At 38.7% G+C, this 23,516-nt stretch carries 12 protein-coding genes; 5 read left to right on the forward strand and 7 right to left on the reverse strand.

Annotated features, from left to right (window positions below):
- Positions 1-99: 99 nt before the first annotated feature.
- Together IPO27_10255 and IPO27_10260 are read right to left on the reverse strand one after the other, a co-directional pair.
- Positions 100-2,589, reverse strand: coding sequence for a TonB-dependent receptor (locus tag IPO27_10255; GenBank protein ID MBK8846893.1), 2,490 nt, complete (start codon positions 2,587-2,589; stop codon positions 100-102).
- Between the two features lie 114 nt (positions 2,590-2,703).
- Positions 2,704-3,225 (reverse strand): GNAT family N-acetyltransferase, encoded by a 522-nt coding sequence (locus tag IPO27_10260; protein MBK8846894.1) that lies wholly within the window; start codon positions 3,223-3,225, stop codon positions 2,704-2,706.
- 122 nt (positions 3,226-3,347) lie between these two features.
- Between IPO27_10260 and IPO27_10265 the strand changes: the two genes are divergently transcribed.
- On the forward strand, positions 3,348-4,055 hold the full coding sequence (locus IPO27_10265) for a YebC/PmpR family DNA-binding transcriptional regulator (protein MBK8846895.1): 708 nt from the start codon (positions 3,348-3,350) through the stop codon (positions 4,053-4,055).
- 117 nt (positions 4,056-4,172) lie between these two features.
- Here the strand turns inward: IPO27_10265 and IPO27_10270 are convergent, their stop codons facing one another.
- The 4 genes from IPO27_10270 to IPO27_10285 all read right to left on the reverse strand — a co-directional run bounded on the left by IPO27_10270 (position 4,173) and on the right by IPO27_10285 (position 14,645).
- Positions 4,173-8,081 (reverse strand): T9SS type A sorting domain-containing protein, encoded by a 3,909-nt coding sequence (locus IPO27_10270; protein MBK8846896.1) that lies wholly within the window; start codon positions 8,079-8,081, stop codon positions 4,173-4,175.
- A gap of 363 nt (positions 8,082-8,444) precedes the next feature.
- On the reverse strand, positions 8,445-12,896 hold the full coding sequence (locus tag IPO27_10275) for a gliding motility-associated C-terminal domain-containing protein (protein ID MBK8846897.1): 4,452 nt from the start codon (positions 12,894-12,896) through the stop codon (positions 8,445-8,447).
- A gap of 295 nt (positions 12,897-13,191) precedes the next feature.
- Complete coding sequence (gene rfaE2 / locus IPO27_10280; GenBank protein ID MBK8846898.1) at positions 13,192-13,671, reverse strand: D-glycero-beta-D-manno-heptose 1-phosphate adenylyltransferase; 480 nt, start codon at positions 13,669-13,671, stop codon at positions 13,192-13,194.
- Positions 13,672-13,685: 14 nt separating this feature from the next.
- Positions 13,686-14,645 carry a flippase-like domain-containing protein gene (locus IPO27_10285; GenBank protein ID MBK8846899.1) on the reverse strand — a complete coding sequence of 320 codons (960 nt, stop codon included), beginning with the start codon at positions 14,643-14,645 and terminating at the stop codon, positions 13,686-13,688.
- A 235-nt stretch (positions 14,646-14,880) separates the two neighbouring features.
- Between IPO27_10285 and purB the strand changes: the two genes are divergently transcribed.
- From purB to IPO27_10305, 4 genes are all read left to right on the forward strand, one after another.
- Complete coding sequence (purB, locus tag IPO27_10290; GenBank protein ID MBK8846900.1) at positions 14,881-16,239, forward strand: adenylosuccinate lyase; 1,359 nt, start codon at positions 14,881-14,883, stop codon at positions 16,237-16,239.
- Between the two features lie 150 nt (positions 16,240-16,389).
- Positions 16,390-16,986, forward strand: a complete 597-nt coding sequence (locus IPO27_10295) for a sigma-70 family RNA polymerase sigma factor (GenBank protein ID MBK8846901.1) — start codon at positions 16,390-16,392, stop codon at positions 16,984-16,986.
- A complete protein-coding gene (locus tag IPO27_10300; protein ID MBK8846902.1) occupies positions 16,986-18,224 on the forward strand; it encodes a hypothetical protein in 1,239 nt (412 codons plus the stop codon). Before IPO27_10295 ends, IPO27_10300 begins: the two co-directional genes overlap by 1 nt.
- 232 nt (positions 18,225-18,456) lie before the next feature.
- Positions 18,457-22,146, forward strand: coding sequence for a T9SS type A sorting domain-containing protein (locus tag IPO27_10305; protein ID MBK8846903.1), 3,690 nt, complete (start codon positions 18,457-18,459; stop codon positions 22,144-22,146).
- A 543-nt stretch (positions 22,147-22,689) separates the two neighbouring features.
- Here the strand turns inward: IPO27_10305 and IPO27_10310 are convergent.
- Positions 22,690-23,478 carry an SDR family oxidoreductase gene (locus IPO27_10310; GenBank protein ID MBK8846904.1) on the reverse strand — a complete coding sequence of 263 codons (789 nt, stop codon included), beginning with the start codon at positions 23,476-23,478 and terminating at the stop codon, positions 22,690-22,692.
- Between the last annotated feature and the right edge of the window lie 38 nt (positions 23,479-23,516).

The following is a 23,516-nucleotide window of genomic DNA, read 5'->3' on the forward strand; positions in this document are numbered from 1 at the left end:
ACATGGGGAGAGAAAATACTGCGGGCGAGCCTTTGGCTCGCCCGCAGTTTATTTTAACAACGTTTACACACACCGTTACATTTTAGTGTAATCTCATGCTTACCTCATTCCATCGCCTTCACCCTGTTTTAAGTCATCGTTTTTAATTTTCTTTTTCTTATCGTTGTTTTTAAATTCCATCTTACCAAAACGATAATCAACGCTAAATCGAATTCCTAAAAATAAGATGCGATTGTTGCTTGTACTTGTAAAGCGTGGGTCGTTATATTCGCTCTTAAAATTTATGAAGGGTGTTGCAAAATTATCGAGCCCAATTCCCCATCCTCCTTTTTTATTTTTAAATTCTTTGCGCGAGCCCAGGCTATAATAAAAGAATGAAGTTGCCTTGCCCTGCACGGTGTACCGCGGACCATTGAAGTTACAATAGCTTTGTATCCCCCATCCGTTTTTAAATGTGTAGCTACCAAAGAAATTGATTGAATAATTTATTCCATCGTTTGTTAAGTCAATCGTATCATTGGTGCTTTTAACAGTATAATAGAATACGTTGAAATTTCCACCAATCATAAGTTTCATTTGGTACATATAATTGCCGCCAATGGTAGCACCGGTAGAAGTGTTTTTTCCAATGTTGGCATAGGTACTTACCAATGCATTGTTCGAGTTTACAAAACGAATATTTTCGATTGCATTGTTGGTACGTCTGTGATAAAGCGAAGTATTGATTGAACTAAACCCTTTAAAAAAATTGTAGCCGGTTTCGAAACTATGACTTAGCTCCGGATCGAGGGCCGGATTACCATACGAAATATTCTTAGGGTCGGCATCATTTACATATGGATTAAGAAACTGCATACTTGGCCGTTGAATGCGTTGGGTATAGCTCAGCTTGAACGTGTTTTTCTTTTTACCGGTATAGCTAACTGTTATGCTTGGAATTATATTGTCATAATCCTGTGTGAACAATACATTGTCCTTTCTGCTAAAATCACCATTAATAATGGTGCGCTCATAGCGCACACCGGCCTTTATGCCGTACTTGGTTTTTATTTTAAATGAAGACTGTGCATATGCGGCAAGCACATCCTGGTCATAGTCGAACTTATTGCTACGTATACTATCATAGTTATACTGTTGTGTTACAAAATCAAATAACTCAAAATCAAACTCGCTGTTCACATTTCTACGAATACCTTTGGCCCCGGTTTCAAATTCAATTTTCTTGTTTATGGGCAATACATAGTCCGCTTGCAAGGTGTACTCGCGGTTCACTGCTTTATTCAAACTGGTTTCGTCCAAGGTCAATGTGTTAGCATTGTTAAACTGTTGTGCATCGTAACCAACATTACGGTTGTTATTGGTAACCTGTCCACTGATAGAAAATTCCTTATCGGGATTTTTAAAGCTACGCTTATAGTCGACACTAACATCCAAACCGATGGACCGGGTTTTGTTGCGTGTGTCTCTATCAAAAAGGAAAGCAAAGCTCTCATTGTTGGCCGAAGCAAAATTGCCAACTTGTGTGTTCGACCAATTAAAAAAATTATTCAAACGTGAATTGATGGCGATAGAATTTCGCGAACTCAGGTCTATATCAAAATTTAATTGAGCAAAAGGGCCGGCACCGGTGTTTTGATTATCCCCTGTTTGTTTTAGATAAAAATCGCCTGCGGGAGTTTCGTTTTGCCTAAGGGCTACACTGTTTCCCAATCCAAAATATCCAAATCCTCCAATTCCTCCACCAACTCCAACGCGGCCCTTACGATAATTAAGGTTCGAAAATAAATTGCTGGAACGAGTTCCCAGGCCAAGATTAAATGAGCCACTCAGGCCTTCCATGTTTTTCTTCTTGGTGATTATATTAATAATTCCTCCTGTGCCTTCGGCATCATACTTAGCAGACGGATTAGTTATCACTTCCACCTTATCAATTTCATCTGCCGGTATCATTTTCATAGCATCTGCTACACTTGATGCCATAATAGAAGATGGCTTATTATTTATAAGCACGCGTATGTTAGTGGTGCCACGCAACATTACATTGCCTTCGAGGTCTACCGATACCATGGGCACTTTTTTAAGTACATCGCCTGCATTGCCTCCTTTGGTGGTTATATCTTTTGATGCATTGAAAACTATTTTGTCAATCTTATTTTCAATCAAACTCACTTCGCCTTCAACAACAGCTTCTTTCAACAGCTTCTGATCTGGTTGCAATACAATTTTACCTAGATTGTAATTTGTTTTTTTTTCACTTATATCAATGCTGTCTATTTCGAAAGTGATGTATCCAATAAAAGTAATGTTGAGTTTGTAATTGCCGTTTTTAAGATTTTTAATTTTGAACTCGCCTTGTTCGTCAGTAACTGCACCATCGGTAGCACGGTTATTTTCTTTATTAATTAGGGCAATGGTAGCAAACTCAACAGGCAAGTTTGTTGAGGCATCTATCACGCGGCCAGATATTTTGCCATCATACACCTTTGCAGCATTACCTCCACCAAGGCCGCCTACACCCAATTGCGCAATCGCATATTCTGAATAATTTAGAATAAGGATTAGACTGAGAAAAATTGTTTTGAAATTCATATTAGATAATCTAAGACAGGGGGACAAAGGAAGTAAAAATATAAAGGCCAATTCTGAGTGATTACTTCATTCAATTGTTAAATAATTGATTATTTAAAAGAAATGAATACGGTTTTACTTCAAAATTTTGCGCATCATGATATCCAATTGTGCATCATCGCCAAGATGGAAAATGTGAGTGTCAAATTCTACAAATCCAAGCTTCTTATAAAAACTAATGGCGCGCATATTTTTTTCCCAAACGCCCAACCATATAAACGCTGCATTTAATTCTGTAGCGCGTTGTAATGCCGTTTGATAAAGCAACTGGGCAATACCCTTGCCATGATATTGTTGAAGTACATAAATGCGTTCTATTTCGATTCCGCCACCTAGAGGCAATTCTGTTTGTGCCTTGGCAAAATTTATTTTCAAGTAACCCGAAATGCGATTGTTTGTCTTGGCAAAATAAAATTCGCTTTCCTGATTTTTTAACTCTTCGGTAAGTTTAGTAATGCTTAAATTATAATTCAGGTAATGTTGTAGGTTGGCATCTGTATTTCCCCAGGCAAAGGCTTCTTTGAAAGTGGTATGGCTTAGCAGCAAAAGCTCTTCCATTTCGGAAGCAGTAACCCTTACTATATACGTTGGCTCCATTATTTTTTTACATTAATTATTGCAATTTACCTTTTTACCACTTAAGTTGACAGGCTAGACATGTGTTTTATTTTGAATTAAAACTTCTATTCGATTATATTTGCCATCAAATAAAAACATAAATGGGACGCGTATTTGAAAAACGTAAACACAAGATATTTGCTCGCAATGCAAAGTTGAGCAAGACTTTTACTCGCATAGGGAAAGAAATTTCGATGGCAGTAAAATCGGCTGGACCAAACCCTGAAAATAACCCGCGTTTAAAGCAGGCTATGCAAAATGCAAAAGGCTCAAGCATGCCCAAAGACCGTATAGAAGCTGCTATCAAGCGTGCATCAAATAAAGATCTTAGCGATTACGAAGAGGCACTTTATGAAGGCTTTGCCCCTCATGGAGTTGCGCTATTAATAGAAACCGCCACAGATAACACCACACGTACGGTAGCTAATATGCGCATGTATTTTAATCGTGGCGAAGGAAGTCTGGGCAACAGCGGTAGTGTTTCTTTTCTGTTTGAAAGAAAAGGGCTTTTCAAATTCCCGAAAAACAATCTTAACCTTGAAGATCTCGAACTTGAGCTAATAGATAGCGGGTTACTTGATATTATAGAAGATGATGGAAACGTTTTTCTCTATTCTTCATTTGAAGACTTTGGCACCATGAGCAAAGCACTTGAAGAGCGTGGTATTGAAACCACCAGTGCCGAACTAGTGCGCGAACCTTTAAATACAGTGGAAGTTACCGAGGAGCAAGCCGAACAAGTGCAGGCCTTGTGCGATAAGATTGAAGAAGATGAGGATGTGCAAAATGTGTTTCATAATATGGCATAGTTGCACGTTAATCAAGATTAGCAAATGTGATGATCAACTTTTGATTAATATAAATAAAGCCAACAAAAAAGCCATCTGAATAAGATGGCTTTTTTGATTATAGCAGTTTATGCTAATTTATTTCTTTACAATTCTTGTAGTTAACGCTCCTTGTGAGCTTGGAATTTGTACCATGTACAATCCATTGGAAAATGCTGAAACATCTACAACAAGATTATTTATACCTTCTACAATGCTTAAAGACTGCGACCAAACAACTTTTCCGGTGGCGTCATAAATCATTAATTCACGCTCTTCATTAACATCTGAAATAAAAGCTAACGAAACATTGTCAGTAACCGGATTTGGATATGCAATCAAATTATTGGCTTGCGATAATGCATTTTCATCAAACAATACAGATACTCCTTCATCATCATAGTCTATACCACCTTTGGCTGCATTTGTTTTAAACGATGCCCAGGAGCTAAACGAGGTTGAAACGGCATTGCATATACTCTTTACACGCCAGTTATACGTGCGGTTCGAAATCAAATTACTAACTTTGATGCTATGCCATGGCCCTATGGTATACGTGTTAACTACTCCGGTTACCAAATCTTTTACCTCTATCTGATAATTGGCAGATTTTAAAGACTTATCCCAAGTCAATCTTGCAAAACTGTTTGATTTAACAAGCACATCCAATCCAAATGGTACAATACATGGTGCAACACAATTATTTACAACAACATTTTGATACGCAGATTGCTTGGTACATCCATTAGCACCTGTAACAATAACAGCATAGTTTCCTGCAACACTGGTGGTATATGTTTGGAATGTCTTATTCTCAGGCAACCATAAATAACTGCTATTAGCAGCTGCGGTAAGTTTTACACTCGCACCATTACAAAAAGTTAGTGGTCCATTTGCTGTTATCGTAGCACTTGGAGCAGGCAATACAGTTACATCAGTTGGTGCCGAAGTTCCAGCTCCACCTTGTCCATCAGTAATTGATACTATATATGAACCACCTGTACTAACAGTTATTGATTTGGTAGTAGCACCATTTGACCATAAATAGGTTGCTGCAGTATTGGCGGTTAATACAACTGACTTGCCAGAACAAAAAGTAGTAACACCACTAGCTGTTATATTGGCCGCAATAACATTGCTATTGCAACTTGTAGTGCCTGCACCATATAACGCTGCTGAGTTAGTAGTGATAAATACCTCATCGATTTCAATATTTGCATTAATAGAAGTAAGTGTTAAGGTATGTGCTCCCGGAGTTACATTAGCAAACTGTGTTGGTAAGCTATTGGTTGCAACGCGATACCAGGTCCAGGCAGTCTTGGTAATGCAATCAATGTTTTGAGCACTAAGACCATCCAGTTTTACAGATACTCCAGTACTTACACCACCTTTAGCACGTGCCTTAATCCAAACATAATATTTCTTGTTTACAGTTCCGCGAGATACAAAATCATAATTCGCAGTTTTGGCTCCACCATTGAAGGTAACATAGCTGGTGAAATCTGAAAAATCACCGGTAGCTGCATTAACTGGTCTTTCAGTCTTAATTGCTAGGCTTGTATTGATGTTATCAAACAATTCTGCTTCGAAGCTATAGTCTCCATTCCAGTAAGAAGGATGTGTTTCTTCGTGCCACTTATCTAACTGATAAAATACAGGACTTGCAGTATTCGTATTATCAAATAAATATGTACTACCTTGTCTGCGTACTTTAACTTTCATAGTTTGTCCATTCAACTTAAAGGTAGCAACGCCTTCAATTTCGGCATTACCTTTTTGGTTCGAATTGTTTTGAAGCGTACCAGTAATTGCATATTTATTTAATGAATTATGCTTACGAATAACGATTACCTTACGATCATCACCTGTGCGGAACATATAAGCAGGGCCACTGTTTACATTTGCTTCATTGGCTTTCATATCACCATCCATCAAACTTCCGTTGCGGAATAAATCTTCGTAACGCGATGTAACAGCTTGCGCATATGACGGGATAGCCGATTGCCATAAGTAACCTTGTGGTTTTGGCCAAGGTTGACCCATTACAAAATAAGAAGGGTAAAAGAATTCAGCACCCATCATGCTCATTACTTTCATTAAGCCAAGCCATTGCGCAGGGCGAATATTGTTTTCTTCGTTATCATCCCAGCCGGCAGCTACCGCAGGAGAAAAATACTTATCGCCATTCTTCAATTCTTCGTAACGTGATTCAATTAACCATTGTAAGCCATTCCATGCGCTAAATTGTGTGCGCCAGTTCCATGGATATCTAATATACAAGTCGCCCGAAGCGTAATTGGTTCCGTTTATTAGAGTAGAAATAGTGCGTGCTTCAGAATATTTTTGTCGGTATGTATCATGTCCATCAATTTGATAATAAGTAAAACGTGTATTAGACAACGCAGGCATATTCATAAACTTGTCACGATAGTTTTTTGCATAAACTGTATAACGCTTACTTAACCAGGTATACCAATCAAGCCCACTTGCATTTTTAGCATTAACTACATTAGGATCTTTCGATGGTCCTTGAAACTGAGGTAAGTAATATGGTATTTGCTCACCGTTTTCAAATATGTGGTTTAACGGACGAGTCATGTTGTCAAGTAATTTTTGGAGGTAGAATTTTTGAGTCATACCATCATTACCTAAATTAGTTAAATCCGGTGCAATAGGCGACATGTATTTTTGTTGTGTGGTAACATTACCCCAAAGGTCAAGGAATTGTCCGTTACCATTTTGCAAATAATTGTTATTGTTTAGGCATCCGCAATTTACGTAAGCGCTTCCCCAAGCATAGCCTGCATTGGTTGGATTAAGGTGTGGCCAAAAACTTAAAGCTGCAGCACCAAACTGTGGATTATCGTTAGCAAGTTTAACCCATGCACCATTAAAAGTCGCGGTATTGTTAAATTGTGTATAGCTACCTGTGTTTCCAGCAACTATCACATTATGATTAAAGTTTGTAGCTAACTCACGCTGAATAGCAACACTATTATCACGGGCTTGATTATCAGAAACACCTGGTTGATATCGGCCTCCTAAATAAATATAATCAACAAGTGAGGTGTTTTTCAATAAGGTATGACCCGGCTTAAAACGTGGTACAGGGAAAGAAAGGATTTGATCGGTTGCAGAAACCGTATAATTTGGGTGACCCGGAGCAAATTCCTTTATATCTATGCCGGCAGTAACAGCAGATGCTGTTGGTGGTACAACTGTACTATTGGTAAAGGTATAGTGGCTACCTGCCTGAACTTCGTTAAAATGCTTATAGATTACATTATTGGGGAGAGCCAATTTATAAATAGCAATTTCATCTATCTGTGCTTTTATTTTTAAATATGAACTATTGGTATTTAAAAACATAATGTTGTTAGGGCTTCCTGCCGCAGAGAATAAACTACCAGCCACTGTCATCGCCTTTGAAAATCCCGTAGGCAATTGACCATCAACCCAAACTTCTTTTACACCAGTAGTTAAGTTAACTTTAAATACAAGGTGATGCCAGTTGCCATCTAAATAATAACCATATTGTTTTCTTCCTATTCCATTTAAATCAATCATGAATTGGTCATCGGCAATTTGACCATTTTTTGAAGATTTAGTATTAAACGATATATATGGGTACCCAATTCTTGCAGAAACTGCACCATCCCAACGACCAAAAATATTGCACCCTTGAAATTCGCTTGATGCCTTGAAAATAAATTCAAAAGTGAATTGGTTAGTTAATGGAGTTTGAGCACACAAAATATAATTTGTAGCAGCTCCTATTTCCATTGCCTTGCCAACTTTGCCATTTGCCTGAATTGAGTATACGCCTCCATAATAATTGGGGTCAAGATTGCCATTACCCATATCATCTTTCATAGGAGTAGCAGAATTCTCGAAGGTATAATAGTTAAAGGGTGAATTTTGCGCATTCACTTGGCTTGATACCAGCCCTAACATAACCATCAATGTCAGGCATGAATTGCTTAATTTTCTTGCGATGTGTTTAACCATTTGTTTAAGTATTTATTTTTTAAGTTTTTTTTATTTGGAGAATTTTACAATATACTGGCCTATGAAATTACTTCATTTGCTATTAAAAAATCAGTTTTTACAGTAGATTGGAAAATGATGGCCAAAAGTAGTTTTTTGGATTATGCATTAAATCCATTCGCCCAAATTGCCTTGCAATAACTGTCAGTGCTGAGTTTCAGTGCTTAATTATCAACAGGTCTCAACTAAGATGCTGCATACTAACCAATATAATATTTTATTTTGCCAACACTTTAAGACTGTTCACGTAAAATACAACATGGTTATTAACAAGTTATTGACAGTGTAAAAAAATGTAGTACTCCAACTATAAATAAGGCTTATTTAGTTTCTTAATAACTGTAAAGCTCCGAATGCTTCGCTCGACTCAACTCTAATTTTATAATAATAGGTTCCGGTAGGCACATCATTGCCTTGCTTATTTTTTCCATTCCAGCACTTGCTACTTGCATTACTCTCAAACATCAGCACTCCCCAACGATCAAATACATACATGGTCATGCAATCTTCAAATTTGGTATTTAATGGCAGTCCAAAACAATCGTTGATTAAGTCACCATTGGGAGTAAATACATTTGCTGTACTATCCAAATAGCCCGAAAGTGTTAGTACATTATTTGAAAGAATAATGGTATCGCTGCAAAAATTGTTGTATGCAATTAATTGAACAAATGCTTGCTGTCCTAACTGATAAAAATGAACCGGGTTAATGTCGCTGCTCGCTGTGTTATCGCCAAATTGCCATTCAAAATTCAATGCATCTGCGCTTAAGTTTTCGAACTGAATGGAAACTCCCTTACATGAAATATCAGGTTGAATACTAAAATTGGCCTTAGGTTGTGGATTTATATCGATAAACACGCTATCCGTATTTTGGCAACCATTTGCATCTGTACCGGTAACTATATACAAGGTGGGCTGTGATGGGCTTGCGCTTACACTTTGTCCAGTTACCGAACTTAATCCGCCCGGAGGACTCCATTGATATGTTACACCTCCTAAGGCTGTAAGCAAGAAACTGGAACCATTACAAATAATTTGATCATTATTGGTAGATATAATTGGTAATGGGTTTACCACTATGGTTATTGAACTGCTGCTGCTACATCCTTTGGTATCGGTTACAGTTACCAAATATGTGGAACTTACTGGAGGGCTCGCATAAGGATTTGCAATCGAAACATTGTTAAGATAATTAGAAGGACTCCATTGATACGTAGCTCCTCCTGAGGCACTAAGTTGCGAGCTGTCGCCAATACAAATAGCAGGAGGGTTGGCGATGGTAACTACTACAGGCAAAGGATTAACCACTACCATAACCGAATCAAACTTTTTACATCCATTGGTATCAGTAACTAATACTGCATAGGTTGTGGTAACATTTGGTGTAGCTACCGGATCTGGAATTGAAGCATTTGATAACCCTGTGCCCGGGCTCCAACTATAAGTAATACCCCCTGTTGCCAATAAGTTTGTGCTAAAACCAGAGCAAACCGATGTATCATTTCCAGCATTAGCATTGGGTAGTGGATTAACCAGTATCGTATAGTCTGCTGTGTCTTTACAACCAAAGGAATTGGTCTCAATTACCTGTACTTGTTGCAACCCACTTGCAGTCCAATAGGCATTCATCTGGTTAGTGCTCTGCCCAATCGATATGTTTCCGTTAACTGCATTCCAGAAATAACTGTTGCCAATGCTGTTTAATACAGCAAATGAGGTAGTATCATAAATACAAACTTCAGGCGAAGCGCTTATTGCTGAAGTTTGTGGCACAGGCCACAAGGTAATTGCCAAGGTATCACTCCAGCCGCTGCATATAGTATCGGCTGTGGTTTGTTCCTGATACCATATATACACTGTGGCAGGGCCTGCTATATTCCAATTAACAGTTACAGAGTTTGTACCGTTTCCGCTTACTATAGTGCCATTAGATGTATACCAATTGTAGGTGCTGCCGGGTGTTTGCAGGCAACTATACGTTATGCCAAATGCCTCGTTGGCACATAAGGCTGTATCTCCAAATGGAATGGCCGGTTCAAGTTCAGGGTTTATAGAAATGGTAATTCCAATATCTTCCGAAACGCATCCCTTATCTGATACTTCAATAACGGATATTACTCCAATACCTGTTGGTCCCCAGTTTACAAGGATAGAGTCATTGCCCTGTCCACTTACGATTGTTCCTCCGGTAATTGTCCAATTGTAAGTAGAAGAAGTGTTTCCATTGGGCAAATAATAGGTAAGACCAGTTATTCCTGGACATACTGATAGTGTGCCAATGATGGTGGTAAGCACCGGTGTAGGATTTACATGAATGGTTACCGTATCCTTATTTTCGCACCCATTCAAGTTTGTACCGGTAGCTATATACGATGTGGTTACCATAGGCGAAACATAAAATGAAACACCCGTATTAATAACCTGATTGGGCGCGGTAAGCAAAGCCCATGCATAACTGTTGCCACCACTTACACTTATAAGTGAAGAATCGCCCTGACAAATGGTATCAGGATTTTGAAAAGCAACTATTGCGGGTAATGGATTTACAACTACCGTTATAGATGAAGTGTTCTCACAATTAGAGGCGCTTGTACCGGTAACAATATAGGTTGTTGTAATGGTTGGATTTACCGTTATCGAACTTCCAATACCAATGCTGGTGCCCGGGTTGTTGGCATTTGCCCAATTATAGCTGCTGGCACCTGTTGCATTAAGTACCACCGGCTTGCCTGCACAAACTGTATCTGGATTAGCAGATGATAACACTACCGGCAATGGATTGATACCAACGGTAACGCTATCTGAAGATGGACAATTGTAAGTATTATTGGTAACAACATAATAAGTGGCATATACGATAGCACTGCCATTATTAATTAATTGTAAGGTAGGGTTAGAAATTGTAGTGCTGCTAAGGCCGGTAGCTGGTGTCCATGAGTAAGTATAACCATTGGTTGGCTGTGTACCCAGATTAATTGTATCTCCGGAGCAAAAGAATTGGTTGGTGCCCGCATTTGATACTGCCGTAGGGTTTATAGTTAAGGTAACCGTATCGCTTGCCAAACACCCATTTAGGTTAGCAGTAACCGTATAATTGGATGTTATTGGCGCTTGTGTTGCATTGGCTAAGGTAATACTAGGATTGCTGATGGCACTATTAGATAATCCATTGGCGGGATTCCATGTATACGTTACGCCATTGGCCGCACTGCTGCCAAGAGTAACTGTTGCTCCTGAGCAAAATGTCTTGTCAACACCCGCGCTAGCTGTAGGCGATGGCTTAACATAAATGTTTTTAGTAACCGGTTGCCCCAGGCAACCGGAAGCGCTTATTTCTGTAACGGTGAGTATATATGGGCCTACCTGACCCCAGTCTACAAAAATCGAATTTGTTCCCTGCCCATTCGTTATGGCCCCTCCACTTATTACCCAGGTATAGGTGCTACCATTATTTCCATTGGTGGTGTAACCAATATTGTTTAGAGCACCTGCACAAATAGAATCGGCCCCCGAAATTTGAATATTACTAACAAATGGGACTACTGTTATACTGTAAACTATATTGGTAATTTTAGGCGGGCAACCATTATCGTTGGTGCTCACAGAAAAATTATAGGGAACTGCTGAGTTTAAGGTACAGGCCGGAGTCCAGCAAAATGTTGAAGTAACGGTTGCCAGACCAACTGCTGGTGCCAAGGTTGCCGGTGGATTAAAAAAAGCTCCGTTAAAAATATTTCCACTCGAATTAAAAAACACACTATCTCCATTTGGATCATTAAATGTAATATTAAAACAAAGTTGCTGACCAGCCTGTACAGTATAATTTATTTGTTGGGTTTGGGCAGAAAGCACGGGTGCTGGATTTATAGGGCAGGTGATAAATATTAATTGCAAATCTCTTCGCGATTTGCCAACAATAATTCCATTGCGCCATTCTATAATTTCAACGGCAACAACATAAAAACCTGTATTTGGGGATAAATAAGAGGTGAGGCCAGTTGACGAATTAATAAACTGATACCCTCCAACTCCGAAGGGTTGTGCAGAAGAGAAGCCCAGATCGTAAGTAACGGTATCGATAGGCCATGAATAAACCGAAGGCATGGTAGGATTGGGACTGTTGCCACTTGATATGCCAGCATATGGAGTAACAAATTTATATTCCAGTATATCTCCATCAGGATCAACTGCGCTATTTAAAATGCTAACGGTATCAAAGGCACAGATGTACGGAACAGGTGCTACCTGAAACTGTGGCGAATTATTTGTAACGGTAGTAGGCGGAATAAAGGCATAAAACACCATGCCTACATCGCCCGGATTGAAAACATTTACAATATTTTGATTGCGGCAGCAGCGCTCCATAAGCAGATGATAGCCACCTGTGCTAGGTGGCACTTCAATTGAACCTGTGTATATTCCTTCTTCTACACATTCATTTGGTAAAAAAGCACATGTATCATTTGCATTGGGTGGAGTAATAAATTGCTGAGAAGCCAATGGAAAAATATAAGTATTATACAATATCTTATTAGCATTGGGTGCTGCTGAATCGTTCTCGTAAACAGCAAGAGTAAAATTAGATGGCATTTGTGAACTGCCCGGTGCACAATAGCGATACAACTTTAGCTCAATATCGAATTTGCTATATCCATTGCCTCCATTTATACCGGTATAGGTATAATACAAGTTGCCCCCCATTAAGTGAGTCGCAAATCCCTTGAGTGCTGTGAGGCAAATAAAAAATAAAATTAAGACGCAAATTCTTTTCATGAGTTTATGTGTTATTAATTGAATGACGAAATATAAAGAAATAGGTTTACTAGTTGCATGAAATTACTAAAAAATTCGCTAGATTTCTTTAAGCCGTGATGCTTGTTGATTTTAGATACTAGTATATAATTGGATGAATTATATGCTAAACACCTTCGCTCAAAATATTTCTTGCATTCCAAAAAAGTGTGCTAGTTTAAAATTTACCACGCGCCTCAAGTTAAATAAAACTGATTTGGTGTAATCTAATTCGGAATAATAAATGTGTTCAAAATACGTGAAGGTCTTACAATTACTAGCTTTGGTTTTCAATTTTAGAGATGATGGTACTTGTAGAAAAACCTTTTACTAAATCAATTATTACCACCTGGCCACCGTTTTGTTGTACAAAACCGGCACCTACTATTTCGTGCAGTTTATAATCGCCACCTTTTACAAGCACATCGGGAATAACTTGTGCAATTAGGGTTTCGGGGGTATCATCTTCAAAACAGATAACAGCATCCACCATTTTTAAGCTTGCTAAAACCGTAGCACGCGCAGCCCAATCATTCACAGGACGCGATGCGCCCTTTAGCTTTTTTACCGAATCATCGCTGTTAAGTCCTACTATCAACACATCGCCCAAAGCAGCAGCTTCATTCAAATAAGTTACATGCCCTTTGTGTAAGATATCGAAACAGCCATTGGTAAAAACTATACGCTGTTTTCTGTTTTTGAAATTTGCAACAGATTCCTTTGCATCGTCAAAAGAGCGAAAAACATAATCAGCCATATTATACCTTGCCCTCATGCGGCAGTTTTGCTTATGCGAGATGTACCGGTACCTAACATTATTAACGCAAACACACCGCAAACAACCATTTCAACAATCTGCGATGTATGTAATAGTGTTGCAAAAGCTACTCCATCTGAAATTGGAACATCATACAATGCAAGGCCTTCACTTACCAACTTATGATATGCGCCAATGCCTCCGGGTGCAGGTGCGCTCATGCCTAGACCTCCGGCCACCAGTATCAAAAAACATTCTTTTATTCCCAAAAGCGAAGTAGCCGGTAACGAAAAGAAACATACATAAATCATAAAATAATACATGAGCCAAATAAAGAAAGTGTGAAAAATAAACACCGGAAGGTTGCGTATTTTTTTGATACTACTTAACCCTGAAACCACCCCCACTACCAACTTGCGAATCTTAATTACAAATCCGGAACTTGCATTGCTTTTAATTAAAAAACGAGTAGTTATAACTGCACCAACTATAACAAGCATGGCTATAATTACTGATGTCATATTAATTGAGGCACCTATGCCTTTGAATACCTTTTCGTATAAAAAGTTTCCCATGGTTTGAAACTCGAGCATAAACACAAGAGCAATTGAAAACAAAAGGCATATCACATCAATTGCACGTTCTACAATTACAGTTCCCAGCAATACATCAAAAGGGATGTTTTCCTTTTTACTTAGCGCCCCACAACGAGTAACCTCGCCTAAACGCGGAAATGCAAGATTGGCCAGATAGGCAAACAATACTGCATAGGTAGAGTTTGTTAGCAGGGGTTTGTAACCACTACTTTCAATAAGCATGTTCCATCGATAAGCACGCGATACAATAGCAAAAAATGCAAAAGCCATGGACAAAAGCACCCAACCAAACTTGGCCGCCTTTATTTTATCCCATACATCGGTAATGTTAACATTCCTAAAGGTAAGCCAAAGCAAGAGGACGCTCAGTCCAATCATGCCTATGTACTTTAAAATCGAAATTAATTTTGCGTTCAATGGTTATGTTAACGTTTGTTTTATGTAAACTGACATTGCGCAAATATGTGTCTTTTTATTTACTTCATCTCCATTTGAATAAATTTATAACTGTTACCTTTTTGTTAGTACCTGTTTTATAAACCGCTTATTGCAAAGTGCTTCGGTTATGAATTATAATCGTACCTTCGCGCTTCTTTTTTTCAAAAAACAATAAATGATTTCTACTCAACTTGATGCCATTTCGCCCATTGACGGCAGGTATCATTTACATTGCAAAGAACTATCAGCCTACTTTTCTGAATTCGCCTTAATTAAATATCGCGTTTGGGTTGAGGTTGAATATTTCATAGCGCTTAGCAAACTTAACTTGAACAACCTTGGAGAAATTTCAAACGTGCAACAAGAAGAATTGCGAAAGCTACCTAGTGAATTTAACATTGCTGATGCTACCCGAATTAAAGAAATAGAAGCTACAACCAATCATGATGTAAAAGCGGTAGAATATTTTCTGAAAGAAAAAATGGCAGCACTTGGACTAGAAGCCAAAACGGAGTTTATACATTTTGCACTTACCTCGCAGGATATTAATAACACGGCAACACCATTAATGTTGAATCACTTTATACAACAACATTATTTTCCGCAAATAACCTCGCTTATGGGTTTGCTTGATTCATTGTCTATGGAATGGCAGGATATACCCATGCTATCGCGTACGCATGGGCAGCCGGCATCGCCAACCAGGTTAGGCAAGGAGATATATGTGTACAAAGCTCGTTTGCAAAATCAGCTGGAACAATTAAAAAATGCAAGGCACGCAGCTAAATTTGGTGGCGCTACCGGAAACTTTAATGCACACCATGTTGCCTATCCCGATATAGATTGGGAAAAATTTGCAGATGATTTTATTGCATCACTTGGCTTGTATCGGTTACCATATACTACACAAATTGAATGGTATGATGATATGGCTGCCATTTTTGACAACATGGCTCGTATGAATACCATCCTGATTGATTTTTGTCGCGATGTGTGGACCTATATTTCGTTGAATTACTTTATACAGGAAACCAAAGCAGGCGAAGTAGGCAGTAGTGCTATGCCACATAAAGTAAATCCCATCGATTTTGAAAATGCCGAAGGTAACCTCGGACTAGCCAATGCATTGCTCAACTTTTTCAGCAGTAAACTGCCGGTGTCGCGCTTGCAACGCGACCTTACTGACAGCACCGTATTGCGTAACATTGGAGTGCCAATGGCTCATACTTACATTTCGGTTAAGTCTATTGTACGTGGTTTGGGCAAGCTAAAGGTAAACCAAACTAGAATTGCGCAAGACCTGGAAGCTAACTGGGCTGTGGTGGCCGAGGCTATACAAACCATATTACGTAGCGAAGGTTATCCACAACCATACGAAGCACTTAAACAATTAACCCGTGGCCATCAAGATATCAACGAAGCTTCTATCAAAAATTTTATTCAATCGCTTGATGTTTCTGACAACATAAAAAATAGATTATTGCATTTGACACCCTTCAACTATGTTGGTGTTTTTACAAAAAAAGAATTATAAAAAAGACTTACCTGGTATTGGCAAAGCCAATTTGAAAATTAGCTAATTGTAAAACACTCCATCGTCAGAAGTAAATTCAATCTACAAAATCTGTATCCATGTGAATTGATTTAATTAATATTGCTGACAGATTAACAAACCAAACTTTTCTTGAAAGATACATTCAACGAATTAGAACTAATAAATCGCTATGCCCAACATGGCGACAGGGAAGCCGTTGGTTTACTTTTTAAGCAATCGCGCTCTTTTGCCTATGGTATAGCAAGAAAATATTATGACAACGATGATGATGCTAAAGATGCGGTCATGAATGTATTTGAGCAATTGCTCGCCACCTTAAAGACACAACGGCCCGATAATTTCAGAGCGTGGCTGCATCATGTGGTAAAAAATCATTGCCTGATGGATTTGCGTAAGCAGAACGCCAAAATGCGCAGTGATGATGCTATCAAACTTAATTACTATGCCAATGTGGAATCAGAAACCGATTTGCATCTTGAACAAAACAAAGAAGCGATGTTGAACGGACTGGAAGAAGCCATTAATACCCTGAAAGATCAGCAGCAGGTGTGTATACGCATGATGTACCTCGAAAATAAATCGTACCAGGATATACAAAGTCAAACTGGCTTTACTTTTAACGATGTTAAAAGTCACATTCAAAACGGAAAGCGAAACCTAAAGATCATTATGATGGAAAACTTAAAAAAGATACAGCTAATTGTTTTATTATATTTGTTTAATTAATGGGTAATAGAGATGCCATATTTTCGGTTAGCGACCACATCACTGATGAGGATGCGAGCTTGTATGCAGCACATAAGCTGGATAACGCTAATACGAGGCGCGTTGAATTGCATATGGCCGATTGTGAAATGTGTAGTGATGTGATAGAAGGGTTTATGAACAGCACCGCCCCTATCGAAACCATCAATGCAGTCCTGGATACAAGAATTGAAAAACTATTACCTCCCAAAAGAATAAATCTATTTAGTACCAAATGGCTTGCTGCTGCTGCCATGATTACCACCGTAATTGTTTCAGGTATATTATTCCTGAAACTACGAGACAAAGAAACACTTACACAAAATGATAAAGCGGTAAGTATCGATTCGATTTTGGAACCTACCGAAAGCGCTGCGGCTGTTAGCGATAGCGTTGCGGCTGTTGCAGCTACTCCTATTCCGATACCTAGCAAAGAGGTGGTAAATGAAGCAGCTGTTGAAGAAAATCTAACCAAAAAAAATGCTGAAGAAAATATTGTAATAACCGATTTAGCTGCCGTTAATAACAGTGCAGCCGAGGATGTTAAGGAAATCAGCATGAACGGTGAAGAATCGACAAAAGATGAGGATGATTATACTTCCTTGCCAGAAAAAGTAGCGACCAATAAAAAGGAGATAACTGCGGATGTCACAAAACAGCAAGGTGCCTTTGATACATTTGCCTTGTACAAAGATGTCTCTTTGGACTCGCGCAGGGGAAATGACATTAGAACAGGAAATGCGGTGCAGCGCAATGAATCGGAAGCACTTCGCGAAATAGCTATTAGTAGCAATAAATCAGTTGAGCGAAAAAAAACAAAAGCAAAACAACCTGCCGCTTCGAAGAGTGTTGCTTTTAACGAAACAATTTATCTGCTTGCTGTGAATGATTTTAAAAATAAACAATATGCTGCAAGCATTGAAAAAATAAATGAGGTGTATGCCAATGCAGGCATGTATACCAATAACTGTAATTATTACTTAGCTGCTTCGTGGTTCGAACAACAAAACTATGTCACCGCTGAATTTTATTTTTCGAAAATTAAAATTGACAAGAAATTTGAGTTGCGCGAAGATGCCTTATGGTTTCGGGCGCTTAATGCCATTCAGCTAAAAAACAATATTCTTGCTCAAGAACTACTCAATGACCTTATTGATTTGAACGGTGCACGGAAGCAAGAAGCTCAAAATCTGTTGCAACTAAATAAGGAAAACAAGTAAATCAACAATCTTTTTAGCAGCAAGACAATAGTATTGCACACAATATTTATTCTTTTACGTTAGATAAATAGCCCTTTACCACACAATTATATTCGTATACTATTTCGCTTCAAATTGTTGATGGAAATGTTTTTATATACCAAATATGGTACTATATTTGGTATCCGAAATCCCGCATCATCCCATGATGCAAGTAGTGCGTTTATATTAAGATTATTCTAGTCTGAAAGTGATGTTTTTAAGAAAACATATATGGTTACTGTTACTATTGTTTTTGTTTTGCAAGATTAATATTGCGCAATCCAATCATCAGTATGTTTTAGAACACAATTTACCAAATCCCCAACTTAATGCTGAATATGAGCATGAGTTAACCAAGGACCCGGCCACAGGCATGGTACCGCGTGAGCGTTTGCTCGAAGGGATGAAGCTAATTGAAGGACAACAATCTATGAAAGTCCTGGGACCAATACCAGGACTTAGTTGGAAAGAACGAGGCCCAAAAAACCAACCGGGCCGCATGCGTAGTGTAATACTTGACCCTAATGATGGCCTTAAACAGCGTGTTTTTGCTGCAAGTGTTGCAGGTGGATTGTGGCGTTGTAATAACATTACAGCCTCCACTACCTTCTGGACTCCGGTAAATGATTTTTTTGCCAATCTTGCTGTAACAACCATCGCTTTCGACCCTACAAATAATCAAATTGCCTATTTTGGTACAGGTGAAGGTTATACGAATACCGAAGCTATTCGTGGCATGGGTATTTGGAAATCGACCGATGGTGGTACAACCTGGGCACAACTACCATCAACCAATAACGCTACTTTTTATTTCAATCAAAAAATTCTTGTTTATACAAATGGCGATGTATATGCAGCAACAAGTGCAGGGTTACAAAAATCAACTGATGGCGGACTAACCTGGACAAAAGTATTGGGAGCTGGTACCGGGGCCGTATCGGATGTAATTTCAGATATTGAATTTGCAAACAATGGTACCATCTTCGCATCATGCGGTATCATAGCCAACGATGGTATGTACAGCAGTCCATCTGGCAATGCCGGTACATGGACTAAACTAAATACTGCGGCAAGCGGATTTACAACTAATATTAATGTAAGGCGAATTGAAATTGCTACAGCTCCATCCAATGCCAACATTATTTATGCTATGCCTTGCAAATTTACCGCAGGTAAATACCGGACAGATACAATTTATGTTTCAGGAAATCAGGGTCTCTCCTGGACACCAAGTTCTTTACCAATTGATGCTAATCCGAATATTTCTACTCCCCGTGATATTACCAATGGACTTGCTTATTACACCATGATGCTTGAAGTTGACCCTAACAACTCTACTGTTATTTGGGTAGGCGGTATAAACTTGTATAGAAGTAATGATGGTGGAGTAACGTATTATCAGGCATCAGATTATACAGGTACAGCTGGTTATGCAGATGTGCATGCTTGTCAACATGATGCATACTTCGAACCCGGAAATTCGAATGTTGTGTTATTTGCAAATGATGGAGGAATTTACCGTACAACAAATGCAACCTTTACTACTCCTGCCGTTTTACCACGCAATGATAATTTGAATAATGCATTGTTGTTTAGCAGTACGCTTAACCCAACAAGTTATGACCATCGCATTTGGGCAGGTACTGAAAACAATGTCAATATGAAATTGAATAATCCTGGAATCGGAAATGGTAATTTGATAAATTTAGGAGGTACCGGTGTGATTGCAGGAAATAATGGCGGCTATTATCATGTAGATTATAACAATCAAGCCAATCATGTATGGACATCGACAAATTTAACGGTGCCAACTCCATTAACTTATTATTACAGATCGACCGATGGCGGCTTGAGCAATTCTTACATTGGAAATAAACAAACACTTGGTCCATTTAATATTACAGCTTACGATTCTATAGGAAAAAATATCTATACATCGTGGGCGGCCAACAGTCAGTATTTTGTATGGGCTCACAGTGCCACAACAATTCCGGCTATTGCAAAATCATTTGCGGCTTTGTCATCGTCACGTATTCGTTCCATTGCGGTATCGCCTAATCTCAACACTACGGTATATTTTGGATTGTCCAATGGCAAATTAATAAAGGCATTAAATGCACCAACTGCTGCCACATTTTCAAGTATAGGTGATACTACATTTCCTGTAGCAAATATATCTTGCATTGTTGTTGAACCGGGCAATGAAAACCACATTATTGTAACTTTTTCGAATTATGGTGTAGCCAGTGTGTGGGAAACAACCAATGCAGGCGCTACATGGACAAATATAGAAGGCAACTTGCCCGATATGCCTGTACGTTGGGCTATGTTTAATCCAATAAATCCCACACAGTTTTTACTTGCCACTGAACTGGGTGTGTGGACAACCGATGCCTTAGCCGGGGCAGCCACGCAGTGGTTTGCTAGCAATACGGGCCTTGCCAATATGCGATGCGATATGCTTAACTATCGCCCAAGCGATGGATTGATGCTGGTGGCAACACATGGACGTGGTGTGTTTTCGAGTGATGTATTTACAGGCGTTGAAGCTGCCTTTACATCTGATAAGCGTATTACTTATACCAATAAGGGTATTCAGTTTTATGATGCAAGTTATAAAGCGTCCAGCTTCCTATGGAACTTTGGTGATGCAACTACAAGTACACTTCAAAATCCTTTAAAATCCTATACCAACCCGGGAGTTTATGCGGTTTCGCTAACTATTAATAGTGGTGGCTCCTCCGTTTCAAAAACCAATTATATCAAAATTCTGCCTAACCGTGTTGCACCATACTTGTATGCAAATGGTGGCGACTTCGAAACCAACCCTAATGATTTTGGAAGCGATAACGAAGACATTGAGACCCCATGGGAATTAGGCAATTCGGCAGTTCCAGGAAAAGACGGAACACTATCAGGAGTGAACGCGTGGGTAACAGGCATTACGCAACCTACCTATCAGACAGATGAAGAAATAAGTCTTTTAACTCCAAACTTTGACCTAACAGGATCTGTATTATGGAATCTCGAATTTTATTCAAAGTTTAATACCGAAAATGGATATGATGGCTTTATTGTAGAATACAGCCTTGATAAAGGCGATAACTGGTCTCCACTTGGAAACTATCAGGTGCCTAACTGGTACAACAACCAAAACAATATAACCAATACATCTTTTCCAATTAATCAGGCCTATTTTTCGAGTGACACGGTAACTGTATACAATCGCTGCTTTTGGGGAATAAGCTCGCTAGCCGGGAATCTGAATGTTGCCTTCCGAATCCGCTTCAAAGCTTTTGGCGATGTCACTAATCTTGCCGGTGTTGCTGTAGATAATTTCCAAATCTTTATTCCCGACCCTCTTGCAGCTTCTTTATTATCATTTACAGGCAAGCATTACGAAAAATACAATGCATTGATGTGGAACATAAGCAGTAGAAATGAGGTGATATCTTTTCATATTGAGCGCAGTGCTGATGGTGTAAATTTTGAACACATTTATACCCTTTCTGCAGGCAATCAAACATCGTATAGCTTTAACGATTATAACCTTATCAAAAACAAATATTTTTACCGTATTGTATCAAGTGAATTAAGTGGTAAAAATTCGTACTCTAAAGTTATTGCCTTAGGAAGCAAAATTAAAAATACTGCATCGCTAGTGGTTACTCCCAACCCTACCAACGATTTACTTTTTATTATGGCTGATCATGTTGCAGGTACATCTACCCTCAACATTATTAATGCAAATGGCAAGCTTATGTTGAGCAAAAAGGTAGATAACCCAACACACTTATCGCAAGGCATATCTACCCGAGAGCTAAACATGACGCCCGGCATTTATTTTATTCAACTGGTTACCGAAGATGAAAGTTTGAGCACCAAACTTGTGGTTAAGTAAATGAGTGAGCGTTTCCATTGTTCTATTCTATTCCGGTTATTATAAAGAAACTCAGGTACTACTTTTTATAACAGTCCTTTTACAAAACAAATATCGGTAATGTGCTATTCGTAATTCCTAGAAATCTGAAACGAAAATAATTCTAGGTGCACCATTTTCTTAGGTTGATATTTTTAACCTCGTAAATACTTATTCAGTTATTGCCTAAGACGCTCCAAGACAACATAACATTTAGCGTTATAAAAAAAAATTAGGAAAAGTTACAATCAGAAGCCACAAAGAATTTACTTTTCTTGAAGAATCTGTATCGATATCGTAATGCATTCGCCATTTGGCAGGTTCCACTTATGCGGAAATATTTATCACACACTAGATGAACTTGAGGTCAAAAAAGAATTGCTATAAATTAAGCTATGTAAACTGAAAGCACGTTTTGGCATTTCTATATAAGTTGGAGGCAACATGTAATTGTAACTGAACCAACCACATAAAATAAAGTTGCCAATTCTGAGAAGTAAAATATTGAATTGAATGATATTAAAATCACAAGCTCAATGTTCTTCCTCCATCTACCGGCAAATTAATTCCGTTAATATAGGAGGCTGCCGGTGAAGCAAGAAAAACAATAGCATCTGCAATTTCATTGGGTTCGGCAAAGCGCTGAGCAGGAATTTCGGTTACCATTTCGCGCACAATATCATTAAATGTTTTCCCGGTTTTTTTCGATTTATCGTCAATAATATTAGTAAGCCTTGCAGTATTGGTTGCACCGGGCAATACATTATTTACCGTAATGCCAAACTGTGCCAATTCGCCTGCAAGAGTTTTGCTCCAGTTAGCCACAGCACCTCGTATGGTATTTGAAACACCGAGGCCCTTCAATGGTTGTTTAACCGATGTGCTTATCACATTTATTATTCGGCCATAACTTGCCTGTTTCATTCCATCGAGACAACATTGCATAAGCAGGTGATTGCATAGCAGGTGATTGCTGAATGCTTCAACAAAGTCCTCTTCTTTAGCAGTGGCTGCCGGCCCGGGTTGTGGCCCTCCTGTATTATTTACCAATATATGTATGGTACCTTGCTCCTCAATCAATTCTTGTACTGCCTTGCTTAACTTTTCTGGGTATCGATAATCCACCGCTAGGTAACTATGCTTTTGGTTTCCATTGTTTGGCAACATATTGCACACTTCGCTTAATACATTTTCATCGCGTGCAAGCAGCGTAATACTGCATTCGTGTTGTGCCAGGGCAATGGCAGCAGCCTTACCTATACCTTGTGTGCTCCCGCATACAAGTGCTCTTCGGTTTTGAAAATCTAAATTCATTGTAAAAAAATTGTACGTAAATAAACTCAAAAAAAACG

The organism is Bacteroidota bacterium, assembly GCA_016714535.1.
Classification (GTDB): Bacteria; Bacteroidota; Bacteroidia; order AKYH767-A; family OLB10; genus JADKFV01.